Origin of the sequence: uncultured Oscillibacter sp. (assembly GCF_910584465.1) — a bacterium.
Lineage (GTDB): Bacteria > Bacillota > Clostridia > Oscillospirales > Oscillospiraceae > Oscillibacter.
In genome coordinates, this window is sequence record NZ_CAJUBK010000004.1 from 47,705 (window position 1) to 62,334 (window position 14,630).

11 protein-coding genes are annotated in these 14,630 nt (G+C 67.7%); 1 reads left to right on the top strand and 10 read right to left on the bottom strand.

What is annotated here, in order from left to right; translation table 11 throughout:
* Positions 1-8 precede the first annotated feature (8 nt).
* The 8 genes from QZ332_RS02500 to QZ332_RS02535 form a co-directional block, all read right to left on the bottom strand.
* Positions 9-359 (bottom strand): hypothetical protein, encoded by a 351-nt coding sequence (locus QZ332_RS02500; RefSeq protein WP_295761899.1) that lies wholly within the window; start codon positions 357-359, stop codon positions 9-11.
* 23 nt (positions 360-382) lie between these two features.
* Positions 383-979, bottom strand: a complete 597-nt coding sequence (locus QZ332_RS02505; RefSeq protein WP_295761901.1) for an XTP/dITP diphosphatase — start codon at positions 977-979, stop codon at positions 383-385.
* On the bottom strand, positions 979-1,701 hold the full coding sequence (gene rph, locus QZ332_RS02510) for a ribonuclease PH (RefSeq protein ID WP_295761903.1): 723 nt from the start codon (positions 1,699-1,701) through the stop codon (positions 979-981). Before rph ends, QZ332_RS02505 begins: the two co-directional genes overlap by 1 nt.
* The gene (locus QZ332_RS02515) at positions 1,698-1,883 is read right to left on the bottom strand and encodes a hypothetical protein (RefSeq protein WP_295761904.1); all 186 of its coding nucleotides are present in this window, start codon (positions 1,881-1,883) and stop codon (positions 1,698-1,700) included. The genes rph and QZ332_RS02515 overlap by 4 nt, the downstream gene beginning before the upstream one ends.
* Before the next feature lie 24 nt (positions 1,884-1,907).
* A complete protein-coding gene (gene ftsY, locus QZ332_RS02520; RefSeq protein ID WP_295761906.1) occupies positions 1,908-2,780 on the bottom strand; it encodes a signal recognition particle-docking protein FtsY in 873 nt (290 codons plus the stop codon).
* Between the two features lie 532 nt (positions 2,781-3,312).
* Positions 3,313-3,561 (bottom strand): hypothetical protein, encoded by a 249-nt coding sequence (locus tag QZ332_RS02525; RefSeq protein WP_295761908.1) that lies wholly within the window; start codon positions 3,559-3,561, stop codon positions 3,313-3,315.
* Positions 3,562-3,572: 11 nt separating this feature from the next.
* Positions 3,573-7,133, bottom strand: coding sequence for a chromosome segregation protein SMC (gene smc / locus QZ332_RS02530; RefSeq protein WP_295761910.1), 3,561 nt, complete (start codon positions 7,131-7,133; stop codon positions 3,573-3,575).
* A gap of 111 nt (positions 7,134-7,244) precedes the next feature.
* Entirely contained in the window at positions 7,245-8,087 is an 843-nt protein-coding gene (locus QZ332_RS02535; protein WP_295761912.1) for a PHP domain-containing protein, read from the bottom strand.
* A gap of 272 nt (positions 8,088-8,359) precedes the next feature.
* Between QZ332_RS02535 and nifJ the strand changes: the two genes are divergently transcribed.
* Positions 8,360-11,932: a pyruvate:ferredoxin (flavodoxin) oxidoreductase gene (gene nifJ / locus QZ332_RS02540; RefSeq protein ID WP_295761914.1), complete on the top strand. Its 3,573-nt coding sequence runs from the start codon at positions 8,360-8,362 to the stop codon at positions 11,930-11,932.
* A 245-nt stretch (positions 11,933-12,177) separates the two neighbouring features.
* Here the strand turns inward: nifJ and QZ332_RS02545 are convergent, their stop codons facing one another.
* Together QZ332_RS02545 and QZ332_RS02550 are read right to left on the bottom strand one after the other, a co-directional pair.
* Positions 12,178-13,551 (bottom strand): MATE family efflux transporter, encoded by a 1,374-nt coding sequence (locus QZ332_RS02545; protein WP_295761916.1) that lies wholly within the window; start codon positions 13,549-13,551, stop codon positions 12,178-12,180.
* A gap of 152 nt (positions 13,552-13,703) precedes the next feature.
* A complete protein-coding gene (locus QZ332_RS02550) occupies positions 13,704-14,630 on the bottom strand; it encodes a type I phosphomannose isomerase catalytic subunit (protein ID WP_295761918.1) in 927 nt (308 codons plus the stop codon).

The window sequence follows — 14,630 nt, forward strand, 5'->3', positions numbered from 1 at the left end:
TTTTGTCCTCAGCCGTCGAGGGCGAAGGTCAGGAACTCCTCCAGGTCGCCGTTAAACTCAACGTCAAAAATATGGCCGTCCAGAGTCTGTTCCATATAATGTATCACGCTTGTGTCCAGGTCGATCTGGGGCCTGCCCAGGGCGGCGATGAGCTCTGGGACGGTGAGGGGGCCGAAGTCCAGCCCGCCGGTCTCCATCTCCTCCAAAATGAACTCCGCCAGATCGGCCAGCCGGCCCTCGTAGCGCTCCGCCAGCCTTCCCGCCACCGCCTCCAGCTCCTCTGAGGGCTCCTCGCAGACGAACTCGATCCCATTCGACACGGCCAAATAGGCGCCGTTATCCTCATCGTATTCGAACATAAGCCGTTTTCCCCTTCAGACGTTTATTTCCCGAGATAAGTTCCCAGCGCCTCCGCGAAGGCCGCCAGGGCCCTGCCCCGGTGGGAGATCTTGCTCTTCTCCTCTGCCCCCAGCTGGCCGAAGGTCTTGCCCTTCTCCGGGATCAAAAACACCGGGTCGTAGCCAAAGCCGCCGTCCCCCAGGGGGGCGAAGGCGATGGCCCCGTCGCAGCGTCCCTCCGCCGTCAGGGTGTCCCCGTTGGGGAAGGCGCAGGCCACGGCGCAGGAGAAATGCGCCGCCCGCGTCCCCTGGCCCCGCATGGAGCGCAGGAGCAGCAGGCACCGCTTCCGGTCGTCCAGCCCCTCGCCGCCGTAACGGGCGGAGTAGACGCCGGGGCCGCCGTTCAGCGCGTCCACGCAGAGGCCGGAATCGTCCGCGATGGCGGGCAGGCCCGCCGCGGCGCAGACGGCCTTGGCCTTCAGCATGGCGTTCTCGGCGAAGGTGGACCCGGTCTCCTCCACATCCACCTCCACCCCCGCCTCGGCGGGGCTGACGACCTCCACGCCCAGCTTGGACAAGATCGCCTCCATCTCCGCCAGCTTCCCCGGATTGTGGGTCGCCAGCACGAACTTCTCACTCATCAAAACGTCCCTCCCAACGCTTCTTCCTGCGCCGCCAGCAGCTCCTTGCAGCCCTTGGCGCACAAGCGGACCAGCTCCTGCTGCTCCGCGGGGGTGAAGGCCCGGCCCTCGCCGGTGCCCTGGAGCTCGATCAGCTCCCCCAGCTCGTTCATCACACAGTTCAGATCCACCTGGGCCCGGCTGTCCTCGCTGTAGCGGAGGTCCAGCAGCGGCGTGTCCTCCACGATCCCGGCGGAGACGCCGGTGACACAGTGCCGGATGGGGCTCGCGGCCAGATCGCCGCGCTCCACCAGCCTCCGGCAGGCCAGGGCCAGGGCCACGAAGCCGCCGGTGACCGAGGCGGTCCGGGTGCCGCCGTCCCCCTGGAGCACGTCGCAGTCGACGGTGATCGTCCGCTCCCCCAGCGCCTTCCTGTCCACCGCGGCGCGGAGGGACCGGCCCACCAGGCGCTGGATCTCCGCGCTCCGGGGGCTGAGCTTCAGCTTGACAACGTCCCGCCGGCTCCGCTCCCGGTTGGCCCGGGGGAGCATGGAGTACTCGGCAGTGACCCAGCCCTCCCCGTAAGGGACGTGGGGCGGCGTCTTCTCCTCCACGCTGGCGCAGCACAGGACCATGGTGTCCCCGCACCGGATCAGGCAGCTGCCCTCGGCGAATTTGACGAACCCTGTTTCGATCTTCACAGGCCGCAGCTCATCGAAGGCCCGGCCGTCTTCTCTGGTCATAGCTCCGTCCGCTCTCCCTTCTTGTCCCGGCCCCCCATCACCAGACCGGCCAGCAGCAGGACCAGGCCCGCGGCGATCGTGAGCAGGGGGACCGCGCTGTCCCACTCGCGGACCTCGCATCCGTAAAGGAACAGCACCGCGCCTACGATCATGATCTTAACGCTCAGGATACCTTTCTCCATTGGGATACCTCCCCATCCTCCGTCTCAGATGATGGCCTGCGCGTACTCCTCGGCGTCGAAGGGCCGCAGATCGCCGATGCCCTCGCCGACTCCCGCGAACTTCACGGGCACGCCCAGCTCCCGGGCGATCGCCACGGCGATGCCCCCCTTGGCGGTGCCGTCCAGCTTGGTGAGGATGATGCCCGTCAGCCCCGCCGCCTCCTTGAAGGTCTTGGCCTGGATCAATCCGTTCTGCCCCGTGGTGGCGTCCAGCACCAGCAGGGTCTCCCGGGCCGCGCCGGGGCACTCCCGGTCGATGATCTTCGAGAGCTTGCTCAGCTCCGCCATGAGGTTCTGCTTGTTGTGCAGCCGCCCCGCCGTGTCGCAGAGCACCACGTCCACGCCCCGGGCCTTGGCGGCCTGGAGCGCGTCGAAGAGCACCGCGCCGGGGTCCGCGCCCTCATGCTGGCGGACCAGCTCCGCCTTGGCCCGCCCGGCCCAGATCTCCAGCTGGTCCGCCGCCGCCGCCCGGAAGGTGTCCGCCGCGCAGAGGAGGCACTTCTTCCCGCCGTAGCGGAAGAGGTCCGCCATCTTGCCGATGGAGGTGGTCTTCCCCACCCCGTTGACCCCGATGAAGAGGAACACGCAGGGAGAGGTGGAGACGTCCACCTCCGTGGTGCCCACGTCCAGCGCGTCCACGATGATCTCCCGCAGGGCGGAGCGGACCTCCTCCTGGCTCCGGAGCTTCTCCTTCCGGACCTTCTCCCGGAGCTTCCCCACGGTCTCCACGGCGGTCTCCATGCCGAAGTCGGAGAGGATCAGGGTCTCCTCCAGCTCCTCGAAGAAGGCCTCGTCCGCCTCGGTGTAGGTGGAGAAGATGTTGGTGGTGATCTTTTTCAGCTTGTCAAAGAAACCCATAGGTCCTCCTTGAGGTCTCAGCCATGAAGATGGCTGGTTCTTTGCACCCCCCATTTTCTCTTTTCCTTCCCTGAAGAAAAAGAGAAAACGGGCCGTGCACGGTCCAAAAGAGAAAAAGAAGGGGACGCGCGCGCAGGTAGTGCCGACTGAGATGGGGATATCTTCTGCCCGCGGCTCAGTTTTAGCGGGGGGTTGGAGGTTGGGGGATCGCCTGTCCGGCCCTCCTCGCTGCCGCTGACCTGGTGGGTGGGGGTTCTCCTTGTTATTTTTTCTCGTCGTATTCGATATGACTTCTGCAATCAGGGCAGGATCGCGGCCAATGGCGTCCTAAATATTGGCCGCAGTGGGGACAGCGGTGCCACTTTAGACGCAGGGCTAGGCCTGTCAGCACGATCGCCATCGCCAGCACCGTCACCGGCGTCCAGCCCGTGCTCCCCTTAGCCCCTAACAGGCCCAGGACCGCGCCCCCTAGGGCAAGTCCGATGGCGAGGTACTCCTTTTGACGCAGTGTCATGGCGCTCCTCCTAAATCATCAGTGATCCCTTTCCCGGGCCTCGTAGTCGATCTCCTTCCCACAGTGGGGGCAGTACTGCCCTTTGGTCCTGCCCAGAAACCGGCCGCAGCTTGGACAGCGCCACCACCGCTTCCACAAGACCGCCGCGCCAAAAACCATCGCCATGCCCAGCAGCAAGATCCATATGAATCCGCCGCCGATCAGCATCAGCAGCAGCCCCGCGATAAGGCCCGCGGTGCTCACAAGCTCTTTCTGCCGCAGCGTCATGGCGCACCTCCTTACTGGATGTCCAGCTCCTTTGCCATGTCGTTCAGGTTGATGGTCAGGATCTTAGAAACGCCCTTTTCCTGCATGGTCACGCCGTAGAGCACGTCGGCCTCCTCCATGGTGCCCCGGCGGTGGGTGATGACGATGAACTGGGTCTTCCCCGCCAGCTGGCGCATATACCGGGCGTAGCGGGTGACGTTCACGTCGTCCAGCGCCGCCTCGATCTCGTCCATGACGCAGAAGGGGGTGGGATGGACCTTCAGGATGGAGAAGTACAACGCGATGGCCACGAAGGCCTTCTCGCCGCCGGACAGCAGGGAGATGGTCTTGAGGGTCTTCCCCGGCGGCTGGGCCTTGATCTCGATGCCGCAGTTCAGGATGTCGCCCTCGTCCTCCAGCTCCAGCTGGGCCTGTCCCCCGCCGAACATCTCCAGGAAGGTGGCCTGGAAGCTCTCGTTCAAAAGCCGGAACTGCTCGGCGAAGATCCGGGTCATCTCCCCGGTGATGCCGCCGATGATGTCCGTCAGCTCCCCCTTGGCCTTCTCCACGTCGTCCCGCTGTCCCGTCAGATAAGTATACCGGCCGTTCACCCGTTCATACTCCTCGATGGCGCCGATGTTCGGCGCGCCCAGGGCGGAGATGCCCTTCTTCAGCTCTCCGATCCGCCGGGCGGCCTTGGGGACGCTCTCCAGCTCGATGCGCTGCTGCTGGGCGTCGCTGTGGCTCAGCTCGTAGTGCTCCCAGAGGCGGTCGATGATCTGCTTCTCCTCCATAGCGGAGGTGGCCAGCTTCTGCTCCAGCCGGGAGGCGGAACGCTCCAGGCCCAGCAGGTCCTCGTTCATCTCCTGGCTGGCCTTGTTCTGGGCGGTGCGCTGGGCCTCCAGGGCCAGCTTCTCCTCGTTCAGGACGGACAGCCGGGCCTGGCACTCCCGCCGCCCCCGGTCCAGCCTGCTCATGGACTCCCGCCGCTGGGCGATCTCGTCCTGGGCCTTCCGGATCGCGTCCTGATAGGTCTGGAGGGCCTCCTCCTTCTGCCCGCGGCCCCCCGTCAGCTCCGCCGCCAGGCGGCGCAGGTCCCCCGCGCGGCGGAGGGAGGCGTCCCGCTCGGCGGTGAGGCTGGCCAGCTCCTCCTTCTTGGCGGTGACCTCCTCGCTCAGCGCATTGGACCGGGACAGCAGCTCCGACTGGCCGGACATGGCCTCCGCGGCCTGGGCCCGATACTGCGCCGCCAGGGCCTCCTGTTCGGCGACGGCCTCCTCGGCCTGCCCCCCGCGCCGGGCGTTGTCCGCCAGGTGGCCGGTCAGGCCCTCCAGCTCACCGTCCAGATCCTCCAGCTCCCGGTCCAGCGAGCTCAGCAGGAGGTCGAAGTGGTCCTTCGTCCCCTCCAGCCGCAGGACCTCGTCCTCCGCCTGGCGGAGCTGGCCCTCGGCGGTCTCCAGCTCGTAACGGGCGGCAGAGAGGTCCCGCTGGACCGCCTCCTCTTCCCGCTTGGCCTTCTCCAGCTGCTCCCGCAGCTCCCCGGCCCGGCCATGGAGCTTCTCCAGCTCCGCCGCCCGGCTCAGCACGCCGGCGTTCCGGGAAATGGAGCCGCCGGTCATGGAGCCGCCCCGGTTGATGACCTGTCCGTCCAGGGTGACGATGCGGAAGGCGCTCCGGTACTTCCGGGCCAGGCCGATGCCGCAGTCCAGATCCTCCACGATGACCGTCCGGCCCAGGAGGTTCTGGAAGATGCCCTGATACCTCGGGTCGAAGCTCACCAGCCGGGAGGCGATGCCCACGAAGCCGGGTTCCCGCTCCACGCCGTTCGGGCGCAGCTCCTCCCCCCGGATCGCGGAGAGGGGCAGGAACGTGGCCCGGCCCCCGTCCCGCTGCTTCAGATAGCCGATCGCGGCCTTCGCGTCCTCTTCCCGGTCCACCACGATGTTCTGCAGGCCCGCCCCCAGGGCGATCTCGATGGCGACGGTGTACCGCTGTTCCGTCTTCATCAGCCCGGCCACCGGGCCGTGGACCCCCCGCAGACGGTTTTGGCACACCAGCTTGACCGCCTTGGAAAAGCCCTCGTAATCCTTCTCCATCTCCGTCAGCAGCCGGATGCGGTCTTCCAGGGCCCCGGCGTCCATGGTCAGCTTCATCCGCCGGTCCGAGGCGGCGGCGGCTTTCTTCTCCCGCTCCGCCATCCGCAGGCTGTGGCCCGCGATGATGTTGGCGGCGGACTGGGCGTCCTCCCGCGCGTCCTCCAGGCGGCGGCGATTGGCCTTGGCGTCCTCCCGGGCCTGCTCCAGCCGCTCCATGGCGGCGGAACGCTCCGTCTCCACGGCGGTCCGCCGCTCTTCCATCTGTCCGCTCTCCGCGCGGATGGCGGCGGCGGCGGCCCGGGCGTCGGCCGCGGCGGCGACCGCCATGGCCTCCCGGCCCCGGAGGGCCTCCGCCTCGGACTGCTGGCCCCCCGCCTGGGCGGCGGCGGCACGGGCCTCCTCCAAAAGCGCGTCCAAGGCGGCTTCCAGCGCCTCCGACTGCCGGGAGAGCCCCTCGGCCCGCTCCTTCTCGGCGGCGGACTGCGCCGCCAGGCCCCCGGCCCGGCTGTCCGACTCCACCAGCTCCGCCTGGGCCCGGCCGATGTTCTCCTGGTTATAGGCGATGCCGCTCTCCAGCACCGCGATGGCGGCGGACTGATCCTTGGTCTGGGCCTCCAGCTCCGCGGCCTGGGCCCGGACCTGCTCCGCCTCCATGTCCTTTTGCCGCATCTCCTCGCCGAAGCGCTCCCCCTCGGCATAGAGGGCGTCCAGGGCGGTGCGGGCCTCGTCCCGCTCCTTCTCGGCGGCGCGGAGATCCATCTCCAGCTTCCGGGCGCCGACCTTCAGCGCGTCCAGGTCCTCCAGCCATACGGAGATCTCCAGCACCCGCAGCTCGTCCCGGAGGACGAGGTACTTCTTCGCCTTCTCCGCCTGGTCCCGCAGGGGCCCCACCTGGAGCTCCAGCTCCGAGATCTTGTCGTTGATGCGGACCAGGTTCTCCTCCGTCCGCTCCAGCTTCCGCTCGGCCTCCTCCTTCCGGTGGCGGAAGCGGGAGATGCCGGCGGCCTCCTCGAAGATCTCCCGGCGCTCGCTGCTCCGGGTGGACAAGATCTCGTCGATCTTGCCCTGGCCGATGATGGAGTAGCCCTCCCGGCCGAGGCCCGTGTCCAAAAACAGCTCCGTCACGTCCTTGAGCCGGACGGACTGGCGGTTGATGTAGTATTCGCTCTCTCCGCTGCGGTAATACCGGCGGGTGACGGCCACCTCCGCCTCCTCCATGGAGGGGAAGATGCGCTCCGTGTTGTCCAGCACCAGCGTCACCTGGGCGAAGCCCACCTGGTTCCGCTGTTCCGTGCCGCCGAAGATGACGTCCTCCATCTTGGCGCCCCGGAGGCCCTTGGCGCTCTGCTCGCCCATGACCCAGCGGATGGCGTCGGAGATGTTCGATTTCCCCGAGCCGTTGGGCCCCACGATGGCGGTGATATCCTCTCCGAAGTTCAAAAGGGTCTTATCAGGGAAGGATTTGAATCCTTGGATCTCCAGCGCTTTTAAATACACGTTCCCACCTCTGCCGAAGCCCTGCCAAGGGCGGCTCCAATAATCGGTTAAGTATAGCAGAGAATGCGCCGGATTTCAAGACAAAATCTGTAAAGCCCGGCAGGCGTCCCCTCACGCGCCTCCCCCGGCGCCGGGGCGCGCCCCGGCCGCTCCCGGCAGCCAATCCGTCTCCAGGGGCAGGGCGGCCAGCCGGATCTCCGGCTTCACCCGCTCGCCGTGGAAGTCGCTGCCGCCGGTGACATGGAGCCGGTACTTCTCCGCCAGGCGCAGATAGAACGCCTCCTGCTCCGGCGTGTGCTTGGGATAGTAGCACTCGATGGCGTCCAGGCCGTATCCCGCCAGCGTCCGCACCAGCGCCTCCAGCGCCTCGTCCTCCAGCCCGATCTGGTAGGGATGGGCCAGGGAGGCCCTGCCCCCCGCCGCCCGGATGGTCTCCACGCAGGTCCGGGCGTCCGCCTTGAAGCGCTTCACCTCCCGCCGGAACACCTCTGTGTCCAGATAGCGGTCGAACGCCTCCCGGTTGCTGGCCGCATACCCCCGCCGGACCATCGCCTGGGCGAAGTGGGGCCGGGCGATGATGCTCCCCCCGGCGATGGCCTCCACCTCCTCCAGCGTCAGGGGACAGCCCCTCCCCGCCAGGAAGTCCAGGATGCGGTACTTCCGCTCGTCCCGGCCCGCCTTGAGCTTCCGGCAGAGGGGGGCCAGCCCCGCGGGGTCGAACCCGTAGCCCAGGATATGGAGGTGGCTGTGCTCCTCCGCCCCCAGCTCGATGCCCCGCAGGACCCGGAGCCCCAGCGCCTCCCCGGCCCGGACGGCCTCCTCCAGTCCGTCCACGGTGTCATGGTCCGTCAGGGCCAGCAGCTCGATCCCCCGGTCCTTCGCCAGCCCCGCCAGCTCCGCGGGCGTGTACTGCCCGTCGGAGGCGGTGCTGTGGGTATGCAGGTCTGCGGTCATATCTCCGTGCAGGGAGGGGGCCGACCCGGACGAGGCGGCTCCCTCCCGTCCTCCTTCTCTTGAAAATAGGTATCCCCATTATACCATCCGCGGCGGAGGATGCAAGGCCCAATGCAGGCCGGCCGGTCCGGCGGGCCGCAGCCGGCCTGCGCCTGGAAACGGATGTAAAAGTCCTCCCTTGACAGTATGATGTCTGCGTGTCATAATAGACATATGAACGCAAGGGCGCCAACGCCCGGAGGTCCGGCAAGATCGAAGAAAGGGGAGCAGTTATGAAACGCAAGACCATGGACGGCAACGAAGCCGCCGCCTACGCCAGCTATGCCTTCACGGAGGTCGCCACCATCTACCCCATCACCCCCTCCAGCCCCATGGCGGAGCACGTGGACACCTGGGCCGCCAACGGGATGCGCAACCTTTTCGGCCAGCCGGTGCGGCTGATGGAGATGCAGAGCGAGGCCGGGGCCTGCGGGGCCATGCACGGCTCCCTGGAGGCCGGGGCCCTCACCACCAGCTACACCGCCTCCCAGGGCCTCATGCTGATGGTGCCGCCGCTGTACCGCATCTCGGGGCAGCTCCTGCCCGGCGTCATCCACGTCGCCGCCCGGACCGTGGGCACCAGCGCCTTCTCCATCTTCGGCGACCACTCCGACGTCATGGCCTGCCGGCAGACGGGCTTCGCCCAGCTGGCCTCCTCCTGCGTCCAGGAGTGCATGGACCTGGCCGCCGTGGCCCACCTGTCCGCCATCCGCTCCCGGGTCCCCTTCATGCACTTCTTCGACGGCTTCCGCACCTCCCATGAGATCCAGAAGATCGACGTGCTGGACTACGGCGACCTGGCCCCCATGCTGGACCAGGAGGCCCTGGCCCGCTTCCGGGCGAACGCCCTGAACAGCGAGCATCCCCTCATGCGCTCCACCGTCATCAACCCGGACACGGCCTTCCAGCTCCGGGAGGCGGCGAACCCCTATCATGACGCCGTCCCCGGCATCGTGGAAGGGTACATGGCCCAGATGTCCGCCCTGACCGGCCGGGACTACCGCCTCTTCAACTACTATGGCGACCCGGAGGCGGAGCAGGTCACCGTCGCCATGGGCAGCGTCTCCGGCTGCCTCCAGGAGGTGGTCCGCTACTTAAACGCCCGGGGGCGGAAGACCGGCTTCCTCCAGGTCCGGCTGTACCGTCCCTTCAGCGCGGAGCACTTCCTCGCCGCCCTGCCGGAGAGCTGCCGGCTGCTGACCGTCCTGGACCGGACCAAGGAGCCCGGCGCGGGCGGCGAGCCCCTCTATAAGGACGTCTGCTCCGTCCTCCAGCACGGCAGCCGCCAGGTCCGGGTCCTGGGCGGACGCTACGGCCTGTCCAGCAAGGACACCACCCCCGCCCAGATGATCGCCGTCTACGACAACATGGCCGGGGAGCAGAAGGACCACTTCACCGTGGGCATCACCGACGACGTGACCTTCCACTCCCTGCCCGTGGGGGAGAACGTGGTCACGGCCGACGAGCGGACCATCAGCTGCAAGTTCTGGGGCCTGGGCTCCGACGGCACCGTGGGGGCCAACAAGAACTCCATCAAGATCATCGGCGACAACACGGACCAGTATGTCCAGGCGTACTTCGAGTACGACACCAAGAAATCCGGCGGTGTGACGAAGAGCCACCTCCGCTTTGGGCATACGCCGATCCTCTCCACCTACTATGTCACCATGGCGGACTTCATCGCCTGCCACAACCAGAGCTACCTCTCCAAATACGACATCGTGGACGAGCTGAAGGAGGGCGGCACCTTCCTCCTCAACTGCAGCTGGTCCGGCGCGGACCTGGAGGCCCATCTCCCCAACAAGGTCAAGCGCCTCCTGGCGGAGCGGGAGGCGAAGTTCTACGTCATCGACGCGGGCGCCGCCGCCGAGGCCATCGGCCTGGGGAACCGGACCAACAGCGTCCTCCAGGCCGCCTTCTTCAAGCTCAGCGGGGTCCTGCCCGTGGACCAGGCCGTGGACTACATGAAGGCCGCCATCCAAAAGACCTACGGCCGCAAGGGCGAGGAGGTGGTCCGCATGAACTGCGCCGCCGTGGACGCGGGGCTGACGGGCCTCCGCGAGATCCCGGTCCCCGCCGCCTGGGCGGGCCTTGCCGACGAGCCGGAGGAGGAGGACACCGCCTCCCCCTGGTACGTCCGCACGGTGATGCGGGCGGTGAACGCCCAGAAGGGCGACCGCCTCCCCGTCAGCGCCTTCAAGGACGCGGCGGACGGCAGCGTCCCCCTGGCCACCTCCAAATACGAGAAGCGGGGCTTCGCCGCCCATGTGGCGTGCTGGCTGCCGGAGAACTGCATCGGCTGCAACCTCTGCTCCCTCATGTGCCCCCACGCCGCCATCCGGCCCTTCCTGCTAGATGAGGCGGAGGTCCAAAACGCCCCGGAGGGCTACGTGACCCGTGAGGCCAAGGGCAAGGGCTTCGCCGGCCTGCGCTACCGCATCCAGGTCGATCCCCTGGACTGCACCGGCTGCGGCACCTGCGCCGCCGCCTGCATCGCCAAGGAGAAGGCCATCGTCATGCGGCCCATCGAGAGCCAGATGCCGGAGCAGCCGCGCTGGGACTACAGCCTCTCCCTCTCCCCCAAGGAAAACCCCATGAGCAAGTTCACCGTCAAGGGCAGTCAGTACGAGCAGCCCCTGCTGGAGTTCTCCGGGGCCTGCGCGGGCTGCGGCGAGACGCCTTACATGAAGCTTTTGACCCAGCTCTTCGGCGAGCGCATGGTGGTCGCCAACGCCACGGGCTGCACCCAGGCGTGGGGGTTCAGCGTGCCCAGCTACCCCTACACCACCAAGCCCAACGGGAGGGGCCCGGCCCTGTCCAACTCCCTGTTCGAGAACAACGCCGAGTATTCCCTGGGCATGGTCCTCAGCGTCCGCCAGCAGCGGCTCCGCCTCCGGCAGGAGGTGCGGGAGCTTATGGACGAGACGGAGGACGAGGCCCTGCGGACCGCCCTCGCCGCCTGGCTGGAGGGCTTCGAGGACAAGGAGCGGACCCTCGCGCTGAGCGACGCGGTGCTGGCCGCGCTGGACGCCTCCCCCGAGACCGGGGAGAAGATCGAGGCGGTCCGCCGGGCCAAGGACCAGCTGGTCAAGAAGAGCATGTGGATGTACGGCGGCGACGGCTGGGCCTATGACATCGGCTACGGCGGGCTGGACCACGTGCTGGCCTCCGGGGAGGACGTGAACATCCTGGTCGTCGACACCGAGGTCTATTCCAACACCGGCGGGCAGTCCTCCAAGGCCACGCCCTTCGGCGCGGTGGCCCAGTTCGCCGCCGCGGGCAAGCGGACGGAGAAGAAGGACCTGGGGATGCTGGCCACCCAGTACCAGGACGTCTACGTGGCGTCGGTCGCCCTGGGGGCGGACCCCGCCCAGTACATCAGGGCCCTCCGGGAGGCGGAGGCCCACGACGGGCCGTCCCTCATCGTGGCCTATGCCCCCTGCATCAACCACGGCATCGTCAAGGGCATGGCCTGGGCCCAGGAGGAGGCCAAGATGGCCGTCAAGAGCGGCTACTGGGTCCTCTACCGCTACGATCCCAAGCGCCGCCTGGAGGGCAAGAACCCCTTCGTCCTGGACTTCACGGACCCCAAGTACGACCTCCGGGAGTTCTTCATGGGCGAGGTCCGGTTCAACTCGCTCCAGAGGACCTTCCCCGATGTGGCGGAGTCCCTGCTGGCGGAGGCCCGGGACCAGTGCCGCGCCCGCTGGGCCCGGTACACCCACCTGGCCTCCCAGGATCTCTCCACGATGATGGACGTGCTGGAGGACTATCCCATCGCGGGCCAGGTACGCTCTTCCGACTGAGCGTCAGACAGCAGGCGCGCCCCGTGCAAAGCACGGGGCGCGCAGCCTGTCGAAAACGTCTTTTCGACAGGCTGCGCAAGTTTTCAGGACTTTCAAAAAAAGTCCTGAAAACTTATCGATCAAAAACGAAAGGGACCCTTCCTGGGTCCCTCTCGTGACTCTCTTCCTTCCCGCCGATGAAGTCTCCCTTCTTTTTGACGCTCTGCGCGCCCCGTGCAAAGCACGGGGCGCGCCCTTATCCGCCTTCATCCATCCGATCCATCCGATGCCGGGGGCGTCTCCGGAGCATCCTCCACCGACAAGAGCTTCCGCCGCAGATAGGCCCAGAACACCGCCAGCGAGATCAGCAGCGCCGCCCAGCTCACGGGATAGGAGGCGTAGACCCAGGTCACGGCCACCGCGCTGGTATCCAGCATCCGCACCCATAAGAGGCGCAGCGCACAGGTCGACAGCAGGTTGATGACCACCGGGGCCACGGCGGCCCCGCAGCCCCGGATGACGCCCACCAGCACGTCCCCCGCGGCGAAGAGCACGTAGAAGGGCACCACGGTCCAAAGCCGCTCCGCCCCCGCCCGGATCACCGCCGGGTCGCTGTTGTAGATGCCGACCAGCGGACGGGCGAAGGCCACCGTCAGCACGCTCAGCCCGCCGCCCATCAGCAGGGTGCACAGCATGCAGATCCGGGCCGAGCGGAGGATCCGGCGGCGCTGCCGGGCCCCCAGGTTCTGGCTGGCGAAGGTCTGGCAGGCGTGGTGGAAGGCGTTCGTGGCGATGTAGATGAAGTTCTCGATGCTGGCCCCGGCGCTGTAGCCCGCCACGATGATGCTGTCGTAAGCGTTGATGGCCCCCTGGAGCGCCACGTTGGACAGGCTGAACAAACAGCCGTTGAGCCCCGCCGGGATCCCCACCCGGGCCATGGCCCGGAGGGCCCAGGGGTCCAGCCGCAGGCGGCGGAAGGAGAAATGGAGCTCCCCCTTGGAAAGGGCCAGACAGCCCAGGATCAGCGCCGCGCTGGCCCCCTGGCTGGCGATCGTCGCCAGGGCCACGCCCGCCACGTCCATCCGCAGGCGGATGACGAAGAACAGGTTCAAGATCACGTTCAGCGTGCCGCTGAGGGTCAAGAACACCAGGGGGCGCCGGGTGTCCCCCTCCGCCCGGAGGGCCGCCGCCCCGTAGTTGTAGATCATCGTGAAGGGCGTCCCGATGAAATAGATGCGCAGGTACACCAGGGCCAGGGGCCGCACGTCCGCCGGGGCGGAGATCAGGTCCAGCATCCAGCCCGACAGCCCGATGCCCGCGAGGCCCAGCGACGCCCCTCCCGCCAGTCCCACCAGCAGGGCGGTGTGCAGGGCCTTGGAGATCTCCTCCTCCCGGCCCGTCTCGCCAAGATACCGGGCGATGACCACGTTGACCCCCACGGAGATCCCCACCAGCAGATTGACGATCAGGTTGATGACGCAGGCCGTGCTCCCCACGGCGGCAAGGCTGGCGTGGCCCGCCCAGCGGCCCACGACGATGATGTCCGCCGTGTTGAACAGCACCTGCAGCAGGTTGGAGGCCATCAGCGGCAGGCTGAACAGCAGGATCTTCCCCAGCAGCGGGCCATGGGTCATATCCATGGTCCCGCCGCGGTGCAAAGCGCCGGTCTCCATCTCTCGACACGCTCCCTTCGGCATCGGACTCGATATAGGCAAACGGCTGTCATCTGGTCTGGGCGTCCCGGCGGAGGACGCCGATCGCTTTTCCCGGGGAACGCGGGGCCTCTGTCCGGTCAAGGGACGTACGTCACGAGGACCCTGCAGCCGCCCTCCACCGCGTATCCGCCGCTCCCGGCGGGGAGGAACAGGCACTCGCCCTTCCGGATCGTTCGGGCCTCGCCGCCGCAGATCCACCGCCCCTCCCCCTCCGTGACCAGGAGGGCGTGGAAGGAGCCCGGCCCGCACCGGGCGGTGAAGGGGCCGTCATAGCCGTCCACGGCGAAGCAGCCGCACTCGCCCAAATGGGGGCCGAAGTCCATCGCCCCCACGGGATGGAGGTCCGTCACCTCCAGCGCCTTCTCCACATGGAGGGGGCGGGGCCTGCCGTCCGCGCCCACCCGGTCGTAGTCGTACACCCGGTAGGTCACGTTGGAGTTCTGCTGGATCTCCGCGATCGCCAGCCCCGCGCCGATGGCGTGGAGGGTGCCGGAGGGGATGAAGAACACGTCGCCCGCTTTCACCGGGACCTTCCGCAGCAGCTCCGTCAGGCTCCCGTCCCCGATGGCCCGGACGAGCTCCTCCCGGCTGGTCTCCCGCCGGAAGCCGTAGTATAGATACGCGCCGGGCTCCGCCTCCAGGGCGATCCACATCTCCGTCTTGCCGTACTGCCCCTCGTGGGCCAGGGCGTACTCGTCGGAGGGATGGACCTGGATGGAGAGGTCCTGGTCCGCGTCGATGAGCTTGATGAGCACCGGGAACTCCTTGAAGCGGCCGCAGTTCGTCCCCAGGACCTCCGGTCCCGCCTCCTCGATGTACTCCGCCAGGGTCCGGCCCGCATAAGGGCCGTCCGCCAGGACGGAGGGGCCGTCCGGGTGGCAGGAGAGGACCCAGGCTTCCGCCAGGGGGTCCAGACCGCTCTTCACGCCGAAATCCTCCCGCAGGCGGCGGTGCCCGCCCCAGAGGTAGTCCTTGCAGGCGGGGGAAAGCAGATACGCTGGCAT

Bases quoted from the DNA above. Each gene is read 5' to 3' on its own strand.
- nifJ (WP_295761914.1), top strand. From the start codon at position 8,360: ATGAAACGCAAGACCATGGACGGCAACGAAGCCGCCGCCTACGCCAGC.
- QZ332_RS02550 (WP_295761918.1), bottom strand. From the start codon at position 14,630: ATGCCAGCGTATCTGCTTTCCCCCGCCTGCAAGGACTACCTCTGGGGC.
- QZ332_RS02545 (WP_295761916.1), bottom strand. From the start codon at position 13,551: ATGGATATGACCCATGGCCCGCTGCTGGGGAAGATCCTGCTGTTCAGC.
- QZ332_RS02505 (WP_295761901.1), bottom strand. From the start codon at position 979: ATGAGTGAGAAGTTCGTGCTGGCGACCCACAATCCGGGGAAGCTGGCG.
- QZ332_RS02535 (WP_295761912.1), bottom strand. From the start codon at position 8,087: ATGACCGCAGACCTGCATACCCACAGCACCGCCTCCGACGGGCAGTAC.
- QZ332_RS02525 (WP_295761908.1), bottom strand. From the start codon at position 3,561: ATGACGCTGCGGCAGAAAGAGCTTGTGAGCACCGCGGGCCTTATCGCG.
- ftsY (WP_295761906.1), bottom strand. From the start codon at position 2,780: ATGGGTTTCTTTGACAAGCTGAAAAAGATCACCACCAACATCTTCTCC.
- QZ332_RS02500 (WP_295761899.1), bottom strand. From the start codon at position 359: ATGTTCGAATACGATGAGGATAACGGCGCCTATTTGGCCGTGTCGAAT.
- QZ332_RS02515 (WP_295761904.1), bottom strand. From the start codon at position 1,883: ATGGAGAAAGGTATCCTGAGCGTTAAGATCATGATCGTAGGCGCGGTG.
- rph (WP_295761903.1), bottom strand. From the start codon at position 1,701: ATGACCAGAGAAGACGGCCGGGCCTTCGATGAGCTGCGGCCTGTGAAG.